Here is a 17,948-nt window from a genome sequence, read left to right as displayed (position 1 = left end):
GTCAGCAGGCTCACTCAGCCACGTCCTTTCCCACTCACGCCCACGGCGGCCCGGCTGAGGCCCGGACCGCTGGGAATCTGCGCCAGCACCCCGGCGGCGACCGGTACCGGTGCGACACCGCCGAACCCGAGTGCGCTGATGCTGTCGTCGTCGGCCAGCCGGTACTTCAGGCCGCGATCGGTGATGAGGTAGCGGTCGGGCTTCGCACCGGCACCCTTCGGGGCGGGCACCGACGCGGCGAGCACCCCGGTGCCGGGCTTCGCGCGCACCCCGACCCGTTCGTTCATGCCGAACCCCGCGTCCGCGCGGTCGACCGTGACGGCCTGGCTCACGACCTCCGCGCCGTCGGGTTGCTGGCGCAGGCAGAACGCGCGCTCCCCTGCGGGAACCGGCTTCGCGGCCAGCAGGTCGGGAACGCGCTTCACGAGCGAGTCGTCGTCCGAGTGCGGTGCGCTCGCCAGCGCCTCGGACCCGATCTCGACGGCGGCGCCGCCGTTCTTGGCCTGCAGCAGCACGGCCTCGGTGCGCGACACCGGGGCCAGGCCGTCCTCGCGCAGGACGGAGAAGTTCTCGACGCCGTTGCCGGCCACGTGCCGGAACACCGTGCCGACCGGCCGCGCGACACCCCCGACGTCCACGTTCTTCTTGCCCTGCTGGGGAATGACCGCCGGTCCCACTTCGGGGCCGTCCGGCAGCGCGGAGAGCCACACGGGCGGCGCGACGGGCGGCTTGCCCCCGCCGAGCCCGAGCGCCAGGGGGACGAGCGGGTCGGTGAGCCGCAGCTTCCGGTTGCCCCACACCACGTACTGCTGGCCCTCGGCGGACGCCACCCAGAGGTACTCGGTCCCGGCGACGGGGGCCGAGGGCACGTCGGGGTCGACGGTCATGCTCATCAGACCGGTGCCCTCCACCTCGACGCCGGCGCTGCGCGGCAGGCACAACAGCCAGTGCCCGGCCACCAGCGAGGAGGCCGGGGGCACCGGGTCGGGCGCGTCGGGGATGCCGACCGGCTGGCCGCGTTCGAGACCGGCGAGCGAGGCCCGTGAGATGGACTCGACCTTGGCGCCGGCGCCCTTGAGGAGCATCGCGGACGCGTGGTTGAGCACGGGCACGAGCTGTCCCCGCTCGTACACGAACCGCGTGCCGCTCTCCTTCTCCACGAGGATGGCGTTGGGCTTCTTCCACGCCGTGTTGCCGCCGGGGTTGATCAGGCCGTACACCCAGAACGCAACGCCGATCAGCAGCGCCAGCACCAGCCCGAACACCAGGCCCATCAGGGCGCGCCGCGCGGGTGCCTCGCTGTAGTTGGTGTCCCCCAGCAACAACGCCGAGCTCATCCGGCCGACGAGCGTCTGGTAGGCGTGGACGTGGTCCTTCTTGGTCTGCACCGCTCACCCCGCCAGTCCGCGGGCCCAGGCGAAGAGGCCCAGCGCGTGCAGGACGAACGGCACCAGAGCGAGGCAGAGCAGGTTCTCCACGACGTCGCCCAGGTGCGGCCAGATCGGCAGCACCCGGCGGTAGGACGGGCGCAGCGCCGCCAGCACGAGCAGCAGGGCGGCGGCGAACAGCATCAGCACGCCGAAGAGGCGCTCCAGGTCGCTCATCCCGGACAACATGTGCAGAGCGGGCAGCACCGCGCCCCAGGTGCCGGCCAGCGCGAGGGACGTGCGCTGGCCGACGTTCAGGAACTCCCGTGAGCGCAGCAGCACCAGCGCCGCGAAGAGGCCGCTCAGCGTGTAGTCGAGCCAGCCGGGGTCCGCCACCAGGTAGACGAACCCGACGGCGAGCACCGCGGACGCCCCTGTCGCGAGCACGCTCAGGTAGCGGTCGGCAGTCCCGGTCTGCTCGATCACCTGCGCCGCGGGCATGGGCTCGACGTCGATCTTCATCTCGTCGGCGTTGCGGGGCAGCTGCGGGCCGCGCAACCGGGCGACCCTCGTCGCGAGCTTCGGCGCGAACAGCAGCAGCGCGAAGAAGGCGCTCATCAACGACGCCGCGATCTGCAGGCGGGTCAGCTCCAGCCCGAGGTGCAGCCACACCGCCAGCACCATCGCGATGCCCGCGACCGCCGCGCACCCGAACGGGACGATCGGCAGCTTCGGTGCGAGCAGCCGTTGCACCACCAGCAACACCACCGACGTCGCCATGAGCACGACGCCGCAGATCAGCACCCCGTGCGGGTCCAGGGCGAGCGCCCCGTCCACGCCGGCGACACCGATCAGGCCGGCCAGTCCGGCGTACCCGCAGCCCGCCACCCCGATCAGCCCGGCGAGCACGCCGTCCTCGATGGTGCGCGCGACGAGCACGGAGGCCAGGCACAGCACCAGCGCCAGGACACCGGCCGTGATCGTCGCCGCGACCGCGCTCGCGTTCTCGAACAGCGAGACGGCGATGGCGAGGAGCACGAACCCGCTCAGGCTGAGGAACAGCTTCCGGTTCACCGCCTCGTTCCAGCGGTTGCCCTGCCGGTTCACCGCCGTGGCCATGCCCTCGGCCACGTCGTCGAAGTCCAGCTCCGGCAACGGGTCCTCGGCGCGGGAGAGGTGGAACTGCTCACCGTCGAGCCAGTCCAGCGTCTCCGGCGTGCCCTCCGGGTCGAACGGGGCGCCGCCGAGCCGTTGCAGCACCCACGAGCCGTACAGCTCACCCTCGTGACCCCGGTCGTGGTCGCGCACCACGTGCCGCACCAGCGTCGGCAGCAGCACCGCCACCGTCGTCGAGACCGGCACGGAGAGGTCGGCCTTGCCGCTGGGACCGTGCACGGTGATGCGACAGAGTTCGGAGGTCGTCGTCACATGCCCTCGTTCCGCGCGAACGCGCCGACACCGGCCGGCTCGTCCTGCGACTTGTCGACCGGCACGAGACCGGTCTGGATCAACTTGACGCCGCGTCGCGTCACCAGCTGGGCGCGGCCCTGCGGCAGGGTGCGCGGAGCGGCCTCGCCGAGGAACTTCCCCTCCTCCTTGGGGTAGGAGAAGAGCAGCGCGGGCGAACCGAGCTCCCACAGCCGGCGCATGACCGGGTCCATCATGCCGCGCAGGGCGTTCGCGCTGCTGCGCGCGACGATCAGGTGGAACCCGATGTGGACGCCCTGCGCCAGCAACGGCAGCAGCGTGTCGAGCGGGGTGCCCATGCCGGTGCCCGAGGTCATCAGCTCGTAGTCGTCGACGACCACGAACAGCTGCGGTCCCTCCCACCAGTCGCGCCGGCGCAGCTGCTCGGACGAGATGTCCGGGCCCGGTACCCGCTTGTGCAGCGACACGGCGGCCTTGGTCGCGAGCTCGGTCAGCGCGTCCGAGCTGACCACGTGGCCGATCCTGTACTCGTCCGGCACCATGTCGTCGAGGTCGCGGCGCGAGTCCGCGACGAGGATCTTGGCCTCACCCGGCGGGAAGCCCTCGACGATCGACCGGATCACCAGCCGCAGCGCGTTGGTCTTGCCGGTCTCCGCGTCGCCCATCACGAACAGGTGCGGGATGGCGTTGAAGTCGTGCCACACCGGGTTCAGGCGCTGTTCGTCGAGGCCCAGGCACACCTTCAGGCCGCCGTTCTGCGGCTTCGGCAGGTCGACGATCGGCAGCCGGGTCGGCAGCAGCCGCACACCGGGCGCGCTGCGGCCCGGCCAGAAGGTGCGGACCTCCTCCACGAACGACTTGGTGGCGCTCGCCAGGTCCTCGGTCGCCGAGGACCCGTCCAGCCGCGGCAGGGCGGCGAGGAAGTGGAAACCGGAGCTGGTCAGGCCGCGACCGGGCTGGTTCGGCACGGTGGCGGCCTTGCGGCTCTGCACCTCCGACTCCATCGAGTCGCCGAGGCGCAGCTCGAACCGCGTGCCCAGCACGTCGCGCAGCCACGGCCGGATCTCCGACCAGCGCGTCGAGGACACCACCAGGTGGACACCGAAGGAGAGGCCGCGGGCGGCGATCTCGGTCAGCTTCGTCTCCAGGTCGCCGAAGTCCTGGCGCAGGGTGAACCAGCCGTCGATGATCAGGAACACCTCGCCGTGCGCGTCCTCGACCCGTCCGGCGCGCCGCGCGGCGCGGTAGTCGGCCATCGACTCGAAGCCGTGCTCGGCGAACGCCGCCTCGCGCAGCTCCATGACCTGCACGACCTCTTCGAGGGTGCGCACCACGCGGTCGCGTTCCATGCGGGTGGCGACCGAACCGACGTGCGGGAGGCCGCTGATCGACATGATGCCGCCGCCACCGAAGTCGAGCCCGTAGAACTGGACCTCCTCGGGGGTGTGGGTCAGCGCCAGGCCGAGGACCAGCGTGCGCAGCAACGCGGACTTGCCGCTCATGGGGGCGCCGACGACACCGACGTGGCCGTCGGCTCCGGACAGGTCGGCCACCAGCAGCTCGCGCAGCTGCTCGTAGGGCAGGTCGACGACGCCGACGGGCACCCGCAGGCGTCCTCGGGTGCCGGGGTCGTCCACGCACATGCCGAGCTCGGGGTGCGGCACCACGCTGGGCAGCAGTGCGTCGAGGCTCGGCGACGCGGACAGCGGCGGCAGCCACACCTGGCGGGCGGCGGGTCCCGCACCGGCGAGCCTGCCGATCAGCACCTCCACCACGCTCGGGGCGTCCTCCGCGGGCGTCTCCGCCTTCTCCTGCTTGGCCTCCGGTTCCGCGGGCTCGCTCTGCCGCAGCTCGTGCACGCGCGGGCTGGGCTGGGTGTAGAACGGCACGATCTCGCCCGCCGCGCGGTCCTCACCGCTGATCGCACCCTGCTCGGGCGCGCTCGTGAGGCAGGGACCGGACACGTACGCGCCCTTGAAGCGCGTCAACGTCGTCGTGTCGAACTTGAGGTACCCGTTGCCCGGCCCGGGAGGCAGCTCGTAGGCGTCGGCGACACCGATGACGCTGCGCGACTCCATGGAGGAGAAGGTGCGCAGCGCGATGCGGTAGGACAGGTGGCCCTCGACGCGGTGGATCCGCCCCTCGTCGAGGCGTTGCGAGGCGAGCAGCAGGTGCACGCCGAGGCTGCGGCCCAACCGTCCGATCGAGACGAACAGGTCCATGAACTCCGGCTTGGCGCTCAGCAGCTCGGAGAACTCGTCGACGATCACGAGCAGCGTCGGCAGCGGCGGCAGCTGGCCACCGGTCATGCGGGCCTTCTCGTACTCGAACAGCGACGAGTACCCGCTCTCGCGCAGGATCTCCTGGCGCCGCGTCATCTCACCGTTGATCGAGTCCTGCATGCGGTCGACCAGCGGGAGCTCGTCGGCGAGGTTGGTGATCACCGCGGAGGTGTGCGGCAGCTTCTCCATGTTGAGGAACGTCGCGCCACCCTTGAAGTCCACCAGGACGAAGTTCAGGGTCTCCGACGAGTGCGTGGCCGCGAGCCCGCACACCAGGGTGCGCAGCAGCTCGCTCTTGCCGGAACCGGTGGCGCCGATCAGCATGCCGTGCGGTCCCATGCCGCCCTGCGCCGACTCCTTGAGGTCGATCTCCACGACCTCGCCGTCCTCGGTGACGCCGATCGGCACCTGGAGGCGGGCGCGCTGCGGCGTCTTCTGCCGCCACATCGCGTTGACGTCGAACGTGTGCAGGTCGCGGATGCCCAGCAGCGAGGGCAGCTCGAAGTCCGTCTCGAAAGGACGGTCCACGACGTCGACCGTGCCACTGGTGCGCTTCGGCGCGATCAGCCGGGCGAGGGCGTCGGCCTGCACCACGCCGAACGAGTCGTGCCGTGCGGTGCCGGTCTCGTCGCCGACCGGGTAGGTGACCTCGCCGTCGCGGCAGGTGAGCCGCAGCACCTTCGCGCCACCGGGCAGCGCGCCGGTGGCGTCGAGCAGCACCGTGTTGCGCAGGCCGGGGCCGAGCAGCGGGGAGTGCTCGGGGATCGACGCCAGGTGCGCGACGACCACCACGAACGGTTCCACCACACCGGGCAGGACGGACTTGTCGTGGTCGCCGCGGTCCGTGACGTCCTTGCCGAGCAGGTCGACCAGCTCGTCGTGGTCGCAGGTGAGCATCCGCAACGGGCCGGCGGCGTCGCGGGCGGTGGGGTGCGCGAGGTGCGGCAGCCACTTGACCCAGTCCCAGTCCGCCTGGTTCGAGGGCGCGGTCAGCACGGCGATCCGCAGCTCGTCCGGCGCGTGGAAGGTGACCAGCTGACCGATCATCGCGCGCACCAGGCCGACGACGGCGTCCGGTTCGCCGGCGAGCTCGATGCTCGTGAAGCTGCGCAGCCCCACCGAGATCGGGATGCCGGTGACGGTCCGGTAGGTCTCGCTGAAGCGCCGCAGCGAGATCGCCGACAGCGGTTCGAGGTCCTCGATCGGCTTGGTCGACGGCGGCAGGAACTCCATGGCCGCCTGCTGGGTGCCGAGCCCGATCCGCACGCGGGCGAAGTCGTCGTGGCTGCCCCGCCGTTCCCACAGCCGCGGCCCGGTGGCGACCGACCACAGCCACGACGGGTCGGGGTTGTCCCACGCGACGGCCGCACGCTGCTCGTTGCTCGTCTCCCTGGCCCGCCGCCGCAGCTGCCCGATGTAGCGCAGGTAGTCGCGGCGTTCCGCATCGAGCTTGCGCTTGCGCTCCCCCGCGTTGCGGAAGAGCTGGTTGATCGCCATCGCGACCATGCCGATCGACATCGCGCCGGCCATGATGAAGATGAACGGCGACCCGCCGCTCGATCCCATGGAGGAGAAGATCAGGATCATGGCGATCGGCCCGAGCGCCATGGGCAGGAACATCAGCACCGAGCTGAAGTCCCGCACGGCGGGTTCGGGCATCACCGGCGGTTCCTGCAGCTCCTCCTGACCCTCCGGCATCGGGGGCCCTTCGGCACGCGGCCCCCGCTTCGCCGTGACGGTGCTCATTCGATCACCCCCGGCGCCGCCTTCTTCCTGCCGCTGTCCGCCCACACCCCGGTGTCCTGCTTGAGCAGGTCAGCCGACGTGCGCTCGTCCTCCCCGTCCTGCTCGTCGTCGGTGTCGTCCACCGGCTCCTCGTCCTCGGGGGCGTCGAGACCGGCGCACCCCAGGCCCGACACGTTCGGGTCGAACCGGGGCAGGTAGGACGACATCTCGATCGGCCGCGCAGCCGTCTCCTCCTGCACCCGCACAACCCCCTCACGTCCCGCGCTGTGCCCCCACGCCGTCGAGTCGCGCAACGTGTAGTCAGGCTTCTCCGGCGCGCTCTCCTCCCGCAGTGCGGCGGCGGTGGGCAGCCAGGGCAGCCCACCCGACGCACCGGCGTCCCACGCGCTGAAGTCCTCTTCCCCGCCGGCGTGGACGAGCGCCACGCGGTCGTCGTCGAACGGGGCGATCAGCGGCTCGGTCAGCGGTGCTCCGGGCGGGGTGTCGGTGATGGGCAACGGCACGCCCACGAGGGCGTCTTCGCGGCGCCTCTCCCCCGGACCTGCCGGGGCCGCCGGGGCTGCCGGAGTCGCCTGGGCCGCCGGGGTTGCCGGAGCCACCGGGACCAGCGGAACCGGCGGGATGATCGGCAGCACCGGTACCTGAGGCGCCGGGGGCTGGGGCGCCGCCGCCTGGGACGCAGACGGCTGGGGTGCAGGGGGCTCGGGCGCGGAGGGCTGCGCCACCGGATGCTCGGAGGCAGGGGCCTGGGGCACCTGGGCCTCGGCCGCCGGAACGTGAGCCGCCGGAACGTCGAGCGCCGGAACCTGCGGCACCACGCCCCCGGCCGCCGGAGCCTGTGGCACCAGGGACTCGGCCGCCGGAACGTGTGCCGCAGGAACCTCGGGCGCCGGAGCCTGTGGCACCAGGACCTCCGACCCCGGACCGTGGGCCGCGGGGACGTCGAGCGCCGGAACCTGCGGCACCGACCCGTCCTGCGTCCACGGCTCCGGCCGCCCACGCGGCGCCTCCGCACCACCCGGATCACCGGTGGGCACCGCGGACGCGTGCTCCCACGGAGCCGTCTCACCGTCCACGAGACCGGACGCGTCCGAGCGTTCGGCCGCGCCGGCACCACCCGCCGCGCCACCCTGTCCGGGCGCCATCGGCATGGGCGGCATCATCGGCGAGCCGGCACCAGGCTGAGCAGCGCCCTGCGGTGCCGCACTCCACTGCTCCGGCGTGCTCTTCTCCTGGCCGGGCGTGTTCGGCTCACCGACACCGGGCAGCTCGACGCCCTCCCACGGCTTCGCCTCCCCACCGATGAGCCCGGCGGCGTCCGGACGCTCCCCAGCACCCGAACCACCACCGGTACCCGCACCAGGCGCACCCGGCGGCATCATCGGCATACCGCCACCGGGCATGCCGGCACCGGGCATCGCAGAGCCGTTGTGCTGGGACGAAGCCCATTCCTCCGGCTTACCCCCCACCTGACCGATGGCCTGCGGCTCACCGACACCGGGCAGCTCGACGCCCTCCCACGGCTTGACCTCGCCACCGATCAGCCCGGCGGCGTCCGGACGCTCCCCAGCACCCGAACCACCGCCAGTGCCCGCACCGGGCGCACCCGGCGGCATCATCGGCATACCGCCACCGGGCATGCCGGCACCGGGCATCGCAGAGCCGTTGTGCTGGGACGAAGCCCACTCCTCCGGCTTACCCCCCACCTGACCGATCGCCTGCGGCTCACCCAGACCAGGAGCGTCGACGCCCTCCCACGGCTTGACCTCGCCACCGATCAGCCCCGAGGCGTCCGGACGCTCCCCAGCACCCGAACCACCACCGGTACCCGCACCAGGCGCACCCGGCGGCATCATCGGCATCCCACCGGGCTGCCCGCCACCGGTCATGCCGCCGGGCAGCAAAGGAGTGTTGTGCTGGGACGAAGCCCACTCCTCCGGAGTCGACGGCAGCTCGGGGACGCCGCCGTGCGGGTCGCCCAGGCCGGGGGCCTTGGAGCCCTCCCACGGCTTGACCTCGCCACCGATCAGCCCCGAGGCGTCCGGACGCTCCCCAGCACCCGAACCACCACCGGTACCCGCACCAGGCGCACCGGGCGGCATCATCGGCATACCGCCGCCGCCGAGGGCGTTGCGGTCGTCGTTCGACGCGCCCGAACCCTTGCCCGCGGTCCAGTCCTGGGGGCTCGGCACCTCGCCCGGCTTGAACTCACCGGGCTTGAAGTCACCCGGTTTGAACTCGCCCGGCTTGAAGTCAGCCGGAGGCGCACCTTGGCCAGCACCGGGCGACACCTTGCCGCCGGGGAACTCGCTCGGCTTGAACTCACCGGGCTTGAACTCACCGGGCTTGAACTCACCGGGCTTGAGCTCACCCGGCTTGAGCTCGCCGGGCTTGAAGTCACCAGGAGGCGTGACCTTGCCACCGGGCGGCGTCTTCCCACCGGGGAACTCGCCCGGCTTGAAGTCACCCGGCTTGAACTCACCGGGCTTGGGCACGTTGGGAACAGGCGTGTTCCCGCCACGACCGGACGCCGGCGGCTTGGAGCCCACGAACGAGCCGACGGGCGGCGGAACCGCTCCCTGACCACCGGGGAGGCCACCGCCACCGGGACCGTTGCCGGGGGTGAACTCACCCGGCTTGAAGTCGGGCGGCGGCACGTTCCCACCGGCGGACTTGCCGCCGGGAAGCTGGGAAGCGTTGAAATCGCCCGGTTTGAACGAGTTCGGCGAAGGCACGCCTCCACCGCCGGGGAGGCCGCCTTGGCCTGGGCCCGCTCCAGGGGTGAACTCGCCGGGCTTGGGGATCTCCGCGCCGGAGCCACCGAGTCCGGAACCGGGACCGCCGAGGCTGCCGGGGTCGAACTTGCCCGGCGGTGGCGTGGCGGAGAAGTCCCCGGGACCACCGGCACCGCCGAAGGCGTTCCCGCCGGGCATGTCCGACGGCTTGAAGCCGGGAATCTCCGGGGACTTGACCTCGGGGATTTCCGGGGACTTGACCTCGGGGATCTCCGGCGTCTTGATCTCGGGGACTTCCGGGACCTTGCCCTTGGGCGGCGGCGGGATCTCGGACTTGGGCGGCGGCGGGACCTCGATCTTGGGCGGCGGCGGGACCTTGGACGGTGGCGGAACCTTGATGTCCGGCGGCTTGAAGCCGGGGATCTTGATCTCCGGAACCTTGATCTTGGGAGGCTTCGAGTCGGGCCCACCGCCCAACGGGTCCGGCTTCGGGATGGTGGTCAGCGTGGTGTCGTAGGCCTGCTTCTCGTACTCCGCCGCCAGGGTCTTCAGCACCTGCCGCATGTCGCGGTCGAGCAGCTTGACGATCTCGGGGAACTTGCTGATGTGGACGAGGTTTCCCTTGTCGCTCTCGATGATGACGTCCTCGCCCTTGATCGCGGCGATGCGCTGCGCTTCACGGGCGTAGAACTGGTCGATGTCGTGGACCGTCTTGATGGCCCACGCGAGGTAGTTGCCCGCCGCCCACAGCTGTTCGGGCACCGGGGCGAGCCGGGCCGCGCCGCCGTCGATCTGCATGGCGTGGGCGGTGAACGACTTGGAGAACTCCTCCATCAACCCCATGAAGGCCTTGGACGCCTCGCCCTGCCACGGGCCGCCCTCGCCACCCAGCGCCTTGGCCTGCTCGGCGATGCTCCTGCCCGTGGAGGCGAGGATCTCCTTAACCATGCGGAAGCTCAGCGCGGCGTCCCACAGCGTCTGCGGGTCCGAGGCGGCGCTCGCCCCCAGCTCGGAGCGCTCCTCGGCACCGATCGCGGCCGACCCGGTGATGCGGGCCATGATCTCTTTCCAGCCCCACGAGTCGTAGTCCGATGTGGACGAACCCGACCCGTCGCCGGTCGCCACCACGGCACCGTTGTCCTTGACTTCGACTTCCTGGCCGCCGGGCTTGGGCGGATCTTCAGCCATGGTGGTGCCTTCGTGTTGCGCGGGTGCACTGCCCGCAGGGCCGACAGGGGTGGACGCGACGCCGGGGAGGCCGTTGCTCGGACGACGCCCTAGGAGGCGGGGGTGGCTCCGGAGATCGCCTTGCTGACCTCGGCCCTCGCACCCGCGATGTGCTCGTTGAGGTCCTTGCCGGTGGCGGCGTTGAGCTCCTCAGCGGTGTCGTAGGCGCGCGCGAGCTTCTCGAGCTCGTCGGCGACCGTCGTGATCGCGTCGATGCTCCTGCGGAGGAACTCGCGGGTCGTGGGCTGGATCGCCGTGCCCTCACCGCCGCTGACGACCTTCACCTGCAGCTGGTGCGCGTCGTAGAAGATGCCGGGAGCGACCTTGACCTTCTCGATCTGCTCCAGCGCGGTCTTGAGGGTCGGGATCAGCGAGCGGATGTTGGTGGCGAACGTCTTCAGCGCCTCGGTGCTGACGCGGATGCCGCGGCCGGAGTGGTCCTTGTTGCGCGGCACCTTGGGCGGCGGGTACTTGTTCGCGAAGTGCTCCCCCTCGGGACCGCCCCAGTCGCCGAGACCGTCCCTGGGCCCCTCGGCGTCGTACTCCTCGGGGTTCTTCTTGGCCTCCTCGTACGACTCCTTCTTCTCGATGCGGTCCGCGATCGTCTTCTTCTCGTCTTCGGTCAGCTGCCGCGTGGTACCCGGCATGGTCACAGCCCTTTCTCTTCGATCGGTGTCACAGCGGAACGGGGGCGTCGCCGGGACGTCCGGCGACGCCCCGGGGACTTACTTCACGCTGTAGCCGCCCCAGGCGTTCATGCCGGTGTGCTCGATCTTGAGGTAGCCGCCGGTGATGTTGTTGAGGGCGACCTCGGCCGAGTTCAGGCTGTGCGGCATGCGCGCGGCGGCGGCGTCCCACTGGGACTTCGCCACCATGTACTGGTCCTTGGCGCCGTCCTGCCAGTCCCCCAGGCTCTGGAGGATCTGCTGGTGCATGCTCTCCAGCTCGGTCTGCAGGCGCTTGGTGACCGCGGCCATCTGGTCGCGGACCGAGTCCGCCATGCCGCGGTCAAAGGTGTAAGTGGGCAAAGCACTGTCCTTTCGATGGCTGAGCGGGGTGGGGTGTGGCGGCGATCAGAGGCCGGCCAGGCCCGGACCCACGGGGATGCTCGACGCGGTCTCGGTGTTGGAGCTCTCACCGGCGGTGATGACCTGCCGGTTGCCGTTCATGACCTCGATCATCTCGCCGAGCTTGTTCACGATGAACGTGCAGTCGTCCATCCAGGCCCGCATCGAGGTGTCGAAGGCCGCGGACGCGTCACCGGTCCAGGTCGACTTCAGCGTTCCGAGCGCGTCGCCGACGGTCTGGACACCGCTCTTGGCCACGTTCTGCGTGTTGCCGAGGTGGCCTGCCGCCGCCTGCATTCCCGGGGTAGTAGTTGACACTCCGGCCATTGGCTGTCTCCCTATGTGAACGAGCTAGTGGTCGCTGACAAACGAAGCTTGCTCAAGCAGCGCCCCGCCGCAGAAGAGCTTGCTCCCACTCGCCGGACCGATCAGCACTCTGCGGACGTTCTTTCCCTTCCACACACCTTTGGTGGCGCGTTCGCCCTCGCCTCCGGTGAACCGCAGGTGGCAGGCTTGTCCGGATTCGGACAACAGCGTTTGCGGTCAACCGACCGAGGCCACCGGACGCGCGACATCGCCATTCGCCGAAGATCGCCAATGCGAATGCGCGAAAGCAATGAGAACAACGAAAGACCACGCACGGCCGAAGAACGCCGAATCCGGCGCTCTTCTCACCGGACTCCCAGGACAGCGCCTAGGACGTCACCGGTGCGGGTTCGTCGACGTCGCACGACGCGAGCAGCTCACCGACCCTGCGCGTGACGTGGTCGTGCGCCATCAGCTCGGCCTCGCTCGACCCGGTCTCCGTCACGAGGTAGTGCTCGCCGTCCGTGCCGCACCACGTGAGAGCGGGGAGGGCGGAGGACCGGCCAGCCCCGGAGAACCCGATCCGGCCGGTCGCGGGAGGTCCGTCCGCGGCACCCGACCGAGCAGTGGACCAGCGGCCCTCCGTCAACAGGTCGGTGATCGCCACGGCCAGCTCGTCGGGTCTGATCGAGGACAGCCACAGCTCGCCGCCGGCGAGCACGGCGAGGACGGCGTCGTCCGCACCGCGGGCGGCGAGCGCCTGCAGCGGATATCCCACGAAGGCGACCAGGTCGACGGCCTCGCGGTAGTTCCCGAGCAGGTGCAGCATCCGGGTGAGGCGGGCGTCCGCGCGGCGTCCGCGGTCGGCCAGACCCCGGTTGACCAGCTCTCGGTAGACCTCTTCGACCAGCACGGCGCCGCATTGGGACCGTCCCCCGGTCTTCGGCACCATCAGGGGGTACGGCATCGGGCCGGGGCAGACGTCCGCCCACAGCACCTCGAAGTCGTACGTCGACAGCGGGAACTGCGGCATGCGCATCCCCCGAGTCAACACCGCGGCGGGCCGCCGTGCAGCCCGCCGCCCGTGTTTGAGCCCGTTCGATCGCCCGGTCCTTCCCACTCGGTCAGAAAACGGGCGATGAGGTCACGAAATCCGGGCCAGCTCGATCTCCACGTTGGCGCAGCGGGTCGGCATCGCCATCTCGTCGAAGACGGTCCACGCGTACTCGAGCAGCTCGCGCGCCTCGTCGAGCGCACCCGCGTCGATGCAGCACCGGCCCTCCCACAGCGCCGCGTCGGCCGCGAGCCCCGTGGCCCCCACCTCCTGCTGCATGACGCGGGACCGCGCGAACAGCGGCACGGCCTGGTCGCACCGGCCCATCGCGTGCAGGCAGCGGGCCATCCCCTCGACGAGAATGGCCGTCAGGCGGTTGCGGGACTTCGTCTCCTCGCCCGCCTGGCCGCGGCGCACCGCTTCCTCGTGCAGCGCCTCCATGAGAGCAAGCGCCTGCTCGTGCTGTCCGTCGAGCAACAGCAGCGCACCGAACCGGTATCGGACCGGCAGCTGCACGGCCCAGAAGTCGTAGGAGGCGGCGAGCTCCACGGACTCCCGTGCGTGCTCCATCGCCGTGGCGCGGTCGACCTGGGAGTACTCGAAGTAGGAGGCGTAGGCCAGCGCCCACATCCGTTCCAGCCGGTCGCCGGCCACCTCGGCGCGGCCCAGGGCGAGCAGGTGCTGTTCCAGCGCGGCCTTGGTGTCGGCCACCATGGAATGCGCCCACCCCAGGAAGTTGAGCTGCTGCGCCTCGGCGGTCACGTCGCCCAGCGCCCGTGCCGCCTCGACACCGGCGCCGAAGACCTCGACCCACTCGACCACCTGCCAGCGGTCGTCGGAGTACCAGTGCATCGCCTGCGCGAGCGTCAGCACCTCGCTGTGCCAGCCCGTGCGCACCGCTTGCCGGAACGCGGCCAGCCAGCTCGACCGCTCCTGCTCCAGCCACGACCGCGCCTCGTCCAGCGTGTCGAAGACCTCGTTCGCGGGTTCCTCCGGCGAGAACCTCCTCCCCGCCGCGATCGCCATGTCCAGCAGGTGCTCCACCACCGCTTCGGTCGTCAGCGCGCGGTCGGCCTCGTCGTGCTCGGCCTCCCAGCGCTCACGCGCGAACAGCCGCAGGAGGTCGTGGAAGCGGAACCGGCCCTCCGCCGGACCGGCCAGCACCATGCTCGCGTCCACCAGCTCGTCGAGCTGGCCGAAGGCCTCCGACTCCGTCAGGCTTCCGACGACCTGGGTCAGCTCCACGCCGAAGTCCGCGCCCGGCACCGCCGCCAGCCGCCGGAACAACATCCGGCCCTCCGGTGACAACCCCCGGTAGGACACCTCGAACGCCGATCGCACCTGCAGGTCTCCCGCGGACAACGACGACAGCCTCGTCCGCTCGTCCCGCAACTGGCCCACGAGGTACCTCAACGTCCAGTGCGGCCGGCTCGCCAGCCGGTTCGCCGCGATCCGCAACGCCAGCGGCAGGTTCCCGCACAGCTCGATCAGCTCACCAGCCACACCGGGCTCGGCCCGCACCCGGTCCGCCCCGACGACGGCCTCCAGCAACGCCTCCGCGTCCCCGTCGTCGAACGGTTCCAGGTGCAACCACCGCACACCCTCCAGGCCCGCCAGCGTCCGGCGGCACGTGACGAGCGTCCGGCAGCCCGGAGCCGCCGCGAGGAACGGCCGGACCTGCGCCTCCGAGGCCGCGTTGTCCAGCAGCACCAGCACCTTCCGCTTCTCCAGCAGTGCCCGGTACCGGCTCGACTGCTCGTCCACCACCGCGGGGACCTCCCCCGGTCCCACGCCCAGCGCTTGGAGCAGCCGGTCGAACACGACCTCCGCGGGCAACGGCAGCTCGTCCATCCCGCGCAGGTCGACGGCCAGGCACCCGTCCGGGAAGTCCTCGCGCCGGAGGTGCGCCGCGTACGCCGCCAGGACGGTCTTGCCCACGCCGGGCTGCCCCACGATCGCCACCGTCGGGTTCGCCTGCAACAGCCGTTGCAGCTCCGCGAGGTCCGCTACCCGCCCGACCGGGTGGGAGGGCAGCGGCGGCATCTCGGCCGAGCCTGCGGCCGACACCGCGGGCCGCCGCCTGCGCCCCTGTTCCGCGACCCGCAGGAACTCCTCGCGTTCCTCCGCGCCCAGCTCGAAGGCGTCCGCCAGCACCTCGGCCGACCGGCGCTGCGCCGCACGGGCCCGGCCCTGCTCCAGCTCCCGCAACGCCCGCACGCTGATGCCCGACCGCTCCGCCAGGCCCGCCTGGCTCAGCCCAGCGGCACGCCGGTACCCCAGCAACAGCTCACCGAAAGTCGTCTGGCCATCCGAGTCGCGCACGAGGCAAACGTAACCGCCCGCTCCGGGCCGATCGAGACAGCGACACCCGTTCAGCCCAATCCGTTTCCATCACACCCTGGTGCGTGGTGCTCCGCCAGGGCGGTCAGCGCGGCGTCCACCCGCTCGCGATCGGTGCGGTAGACCGGAGCGTCCAGCAGCTCGCGCGCGGAGAGCAGGCAGCGCCGCGCCCGGTCCGGCTCCCCCGCCGCGCGCCACGCGAGCCCCTCCCGGACCGCCTGGTCCGCCTCGTGGTGGGCCGACTCGTTCTCGACGGCCAACCGGCGCGCCTCGTGGTGGCTCTCGGCCGCCTCCCGCCACCGGCCGAGACCGGCGAGGCAGAGGCCGATGTTCTCCGTCATCAGCATCATCACCCAGCGCACCACCTCCTGGCCGGCCTCGTGCCGGTGCTCGTGCGCCTCGGTGAGCAGGGTCTGGTGCACCGCCAGCGCGTCCTCGTAGCGGCCCGCTTCCTGGAGAGCCACACCGAGGGTGCTGCGCATCCAGTACCGCATCTCGAAGAAGCCGTACTCCGCCGACAGCTCGTGGGCCACGCGGAGGTGGGCCAGACCCTCCTCGGCCTTCCCGAGCCGCGTCAGCTCGACGCCGAGGTAGCAGTGCGCGAACGCCTTCCCGCGGTGGTCGCCGATCTCCTCCGCGAGCGCCAGCGCACGCGAGCTGGTGCGGAGGGCGAGCTCGTTGTCGTTGCGGCACATGTACTGCGCCCAGCCGAGCTGGTTGAGCATGTCCACCTCGGCCACCTGGTCGCCGAGCCGCCGCGCGGCCTCCAGACCGAGCCGGTAGACCTCGTCCCAGCGGTAGTCGAACTCCTGGCTGTCCGCGAACCAGTGCATGGCCTGCGCCAGACCGAGCACCTCGGCGTGCCGGCCGAGCGCCGCCGCCTCGCGCTGCGCGGCCGACCAGTTCGTGCCCTCCCGCACCAACCAGTCCCCCGCGCTCTCCTGCGAGGGGAACGGCGAGCCGTCCGCGTCGGCCGGGCTGCGGAACACGGACGCCCCCGCGGCCGTCGCCGTGTCCAGCAGGTACCGGAGGGTGTGGTCGCGCAGCTGCTCCCGCACGTCCTCCGGTTCCTCCTGGGCCAGTCGCTCGGCGGCGAAGAGCCGGAGCAGGTCGTGGAACCGCAGGCGTCCCGGCGACCGCGCGGTGTCCAGCAGGGACGCCTCGACCAGTTCGTCGAGCAGTGCGCCGACCTCCGGCCGCGGCGCACCCGTGGCCACCGCGGCGAGCGCCTCGTCGAAGTGCTCGCCGGGGATCACCGCGAGGCGCCGGAGCACCCGGCGTGCGAACGGGGACAGCCGCCGGAACGACACCTCGAACGCGGACCGCAGCTGGAGGTCGCCCGCCGACAGGGAGCTGAGCCGCATCCGTTCATCGCGCAGCTGCGACACGAGGTAGGACAGCGACCAGTGCGGGCGCGTGGCCAGCCGGTTGCCCGCGATGCGGATCGCCAGCGGCAGGTTCCCGCACAGCGCCACCAGCTCGGCGGCCACGTCCGGTTCCCCGCGCACGACGTCGTCGCCCACGATCGAGGCGAGCAGGGCCACCCCGCTCTCCGCCGTCAGCGGCGCGACCGAGATCCAGCTCGCGGTCGTCAGGCCGGCCAGGACCCGGCGGCAGGTCACCAGGGTCACGCCGCGGTGGCCCGTGCCGAGCAGCGGCCGCACGTGCGCCTCGTCGACCGCGTTGTCCAGCAGCACGAGCACCCGCCGGTCGCGCAGCAGTGCCCGGAACAGCTCGACGCGGTCCGCCTCGGCCTCGGGAACACCCCTGGCGGGCACGCCGAGGGCCCGCAGCATCCGCTCCAGCGCCTCGTCCGCCCCCATCGGCCGGTCGCCGGAACCGCCCAGGTCGACCGCGAGGCAGCCGTCGGGGAAGTGGGCGGCCAGCCGGTGCGCCGCCGCGACGGCGAGCGAGGTCTTGCCGACACCGGGCGGTCCGGTGACCACGACGACGCCGGCGGGCTCCGCGGTGCCGAGGCCGATCAGCTCGCACAGCTCCCGTTCCCTGCCGACGAGCTCGGTGACCGCGGGCAGCGAGTGGAGCATGGTGGGGTCGACGGGCTTGGCCGTGCGGCGACGGCCCTCCCTGGCGAGCGTCAGGAAGACCTCCCGGTCCTCGCCGGTCAGGTCGAGGGCGTTCGCCAGCACCGCGGCCGAACGCTCCTGGGCGGAGCTCGCCCTGCCCCGTTCCAGGTCCCGCAGGGCGCGCACGCTCATCCCGGACGAACGGGCGAGATCGACCTGGGACAAACCGGACTCCCGCCGGAGTCTGAGCAGCACCTGACCGAAGGCGGGAATCGCATCATCCGGGACGCTCACGGTCAGCATTAGACCTAGAACAGCGGCTTGATAATTCCTTGATGTTCGCGCGGATGACGACTACCGGCGAGATCGGCA

The 17,948-nt window shown here is 71.6% G+C and carries 10 protein-coding genes; all 10 read right to left on the bottom strand.

The annotated features are described in order from the left end of the window. Nucleotides 1-14: 14 nt before the first annotated feature. The 10 genes from eccB to ACZ7CF_RS37500 all read right to left on the bottom strand — a co-directional run bounded on the left by eccB (nucleotide 15) and on the right by ACZ7CF_RS37500 (nucleotide 17,879). Complete coding sequence (gene eccB, locus ACZ7CF_RS37545; RefSeq protein ID WP_470372042.1) at nucleotides 15-1,388, bottom strand: type VII secretion protein EccB; 1,374 nt, start codon at nucleotides 1,386-1,388, stop codon at nucleotides 15-17. A gap of 3 nt (nucleotides 1,389-1,391) precedes the next feature. Further along, nucleotides 1,392-2,795, bottom strand: a complete 1,404-nt coding sequence (gene eccD, locus ACZ7CF_RS37540; RefSeq protein WP_470372041.1) for a type VII secretion integral membrane protein EccD — start codon at nucleotides 2,793-2,795, stop codon at nucleotides 1,392-1,394. Further along, entirely contained in the window at nucleotides 2,792-6,823 is a 4,032-nt protein-coding gene (gene eccCa, locus ACZ7CF_RS37535) for a type VII secretion protein EccCa (protein WP_360388245.1), read from the bottom strand. Before eccCa ends, eccD begins: the two co-directional genes overlap by 4 nt. After that, nucleotides 6,820-10,746 (bottom strand): WXG100 family type VII secretion target, encoded by a 3,927-nt coding sequence (locus tag ACZ7CF_RS37530; protein ID WP_470372040.1) that lies wholly within the window; start codon nucleotides 10,744-10,746, stop codon nucleotides 6,820-6,822. Before ACZ7CF_RS37530 ends, eccCa begins: the two co-directional genes overlap by 4 nt. An 89-nt stretch (nucleotides 10,747-10,835) precedes the next feature. Next, a complete protein-coding gene (locus ACZ7CF_RS37525) occupies nucleotides 10,836-11,432 on the bottom strand; it encodes a hypothetical protein (protein ID WP_360388239.1) in 597 nt (198 codons plus the stop codon). 78 nt (nucleotides 11,433-11,510) lie between these two features. Beyond that, a complete protein-coding gene (locus ACZ7CF_RS37520) occupies nucleotides 11,511-11,813 on the bottom strand; it encodes a WXG100 family type VII secretion target (RefSeq protein WP_143091682.1) in 303 nt (100 codons plus the stop codon). Between the two features lie 45 nt (nucleotides 11,814-11,858). After that, on the bottom strand, nucleotides 11,859-12,179 hold the full coding sequence (locus tag ACZ7CF_RS37515; protein WP_360388235.1) for a WXG100 family type VII secretion target: 321 nt from the start codon (nucleotides 12,177-12,179) through the stop codon (nucleotides 11,859-11,861). A gap of 367 nt (nucleotides 12,180-12,546) precedes the next feature. Beyond that, nucleotides 12,547-13,197: an ESX secretion-associated protein EspG gene (locus ACZ7CF_RS37510; RefSeq protein ID WP_470372039.1), complete on the bottom strand. Its 651-nt coding sequence runs from the start codon at nucleotides 13,195-13,197 to the stop codon at nucleotides 12,547-12,549. 105 nt (nucleotides 13,198-13,302) lie between these two features. Next, nucleotides 13,303-15,534 (bottom strand): ATP-binding protein, encoded by a 2,232-nt coding sequence (locus tag ACZ7CF_RS37505; RefSeq protein WP_470372038.1) that lies wholly within the window; start codon nucleotides 15,532-15,534, stop codon nucleotides 13,303-13,305. Nucleotides 15,535-15,584: 50 nt separating this feature from the next. After that, nucleotides 15,585-17,879 carry a helix-turn-helix domain-containing protein gene (locus ACZ7CF_RS37500; protein WP_470372037.1) on the bottom strand — a complete coding sequence of 765 codons (2,295 nt, stop codon included), beginning with the start codon at nucleotides 17,877-17,879 and terminating at the stop codon, nucleotides 15,585-15,587. Nucleotides 17,880-17,948 lie beyond the last annotated feature (69 nt).

Source organism: Lentzea sp. NPDC036955 (assembly GCF_055608005.1).
The sequence above is the reverse complement of the archived record's forward strand: the minus strand, read 5'-3'. Positions and strand labels throughout refer to the sequence as shown.

What these genes read in the sequence shown, in the direction of transcription:
- ACZ7CF_RS37510 (WP_470372039.1), bottom strand. Translation starts at nt 13,197, where the DNA reads ATGCGCATGCCGCAGTTCCCGCTGTCGACGTACGACTTCGAGGTGCTG.
- eccCa (WP_360388245.1), bottom strand. Translation starts at nt 6,823, where the DNA reads ATGAGCACCGTCACGGCGAAGCGGGGGCCGCGTGCCGAAGGGCCCCCG.
- ACZ7CF_RS37500 (WP_470372037.1), bottom strand. Translation starts at nt 17,879, where the DNA reads ATGCTGACCGTGAGCGTCCCGGATGATGCGATTCCCGCCTTCGGTCAG.
- ACZ7CF_RS37525 (WP_360388239.1), bottom strand. Translation starts at nt 11,432, where the DNA reads ATGCCGGGTACCACGCGGCAGCTGACCGAAGACGAGAAGAAGACGATC.
- ACZ7CF_RS37515 (WP_360388235.1), bottom strand. Translation starts at nt 12,179, where the DNA reads ATGGCCGGAGTGTCAACTACTACCCCGGGAATGCAGGCGGCGGCAGGC.
- ACZ7CF_RS37530 (WP_470372040.1), bottom strand. Translation starts at nt 10,746, where the DNA reads ATGGCTGAAGATCCGCCCAAGCCCGGCGGCCAGGAAGTCGAAGTCAAG.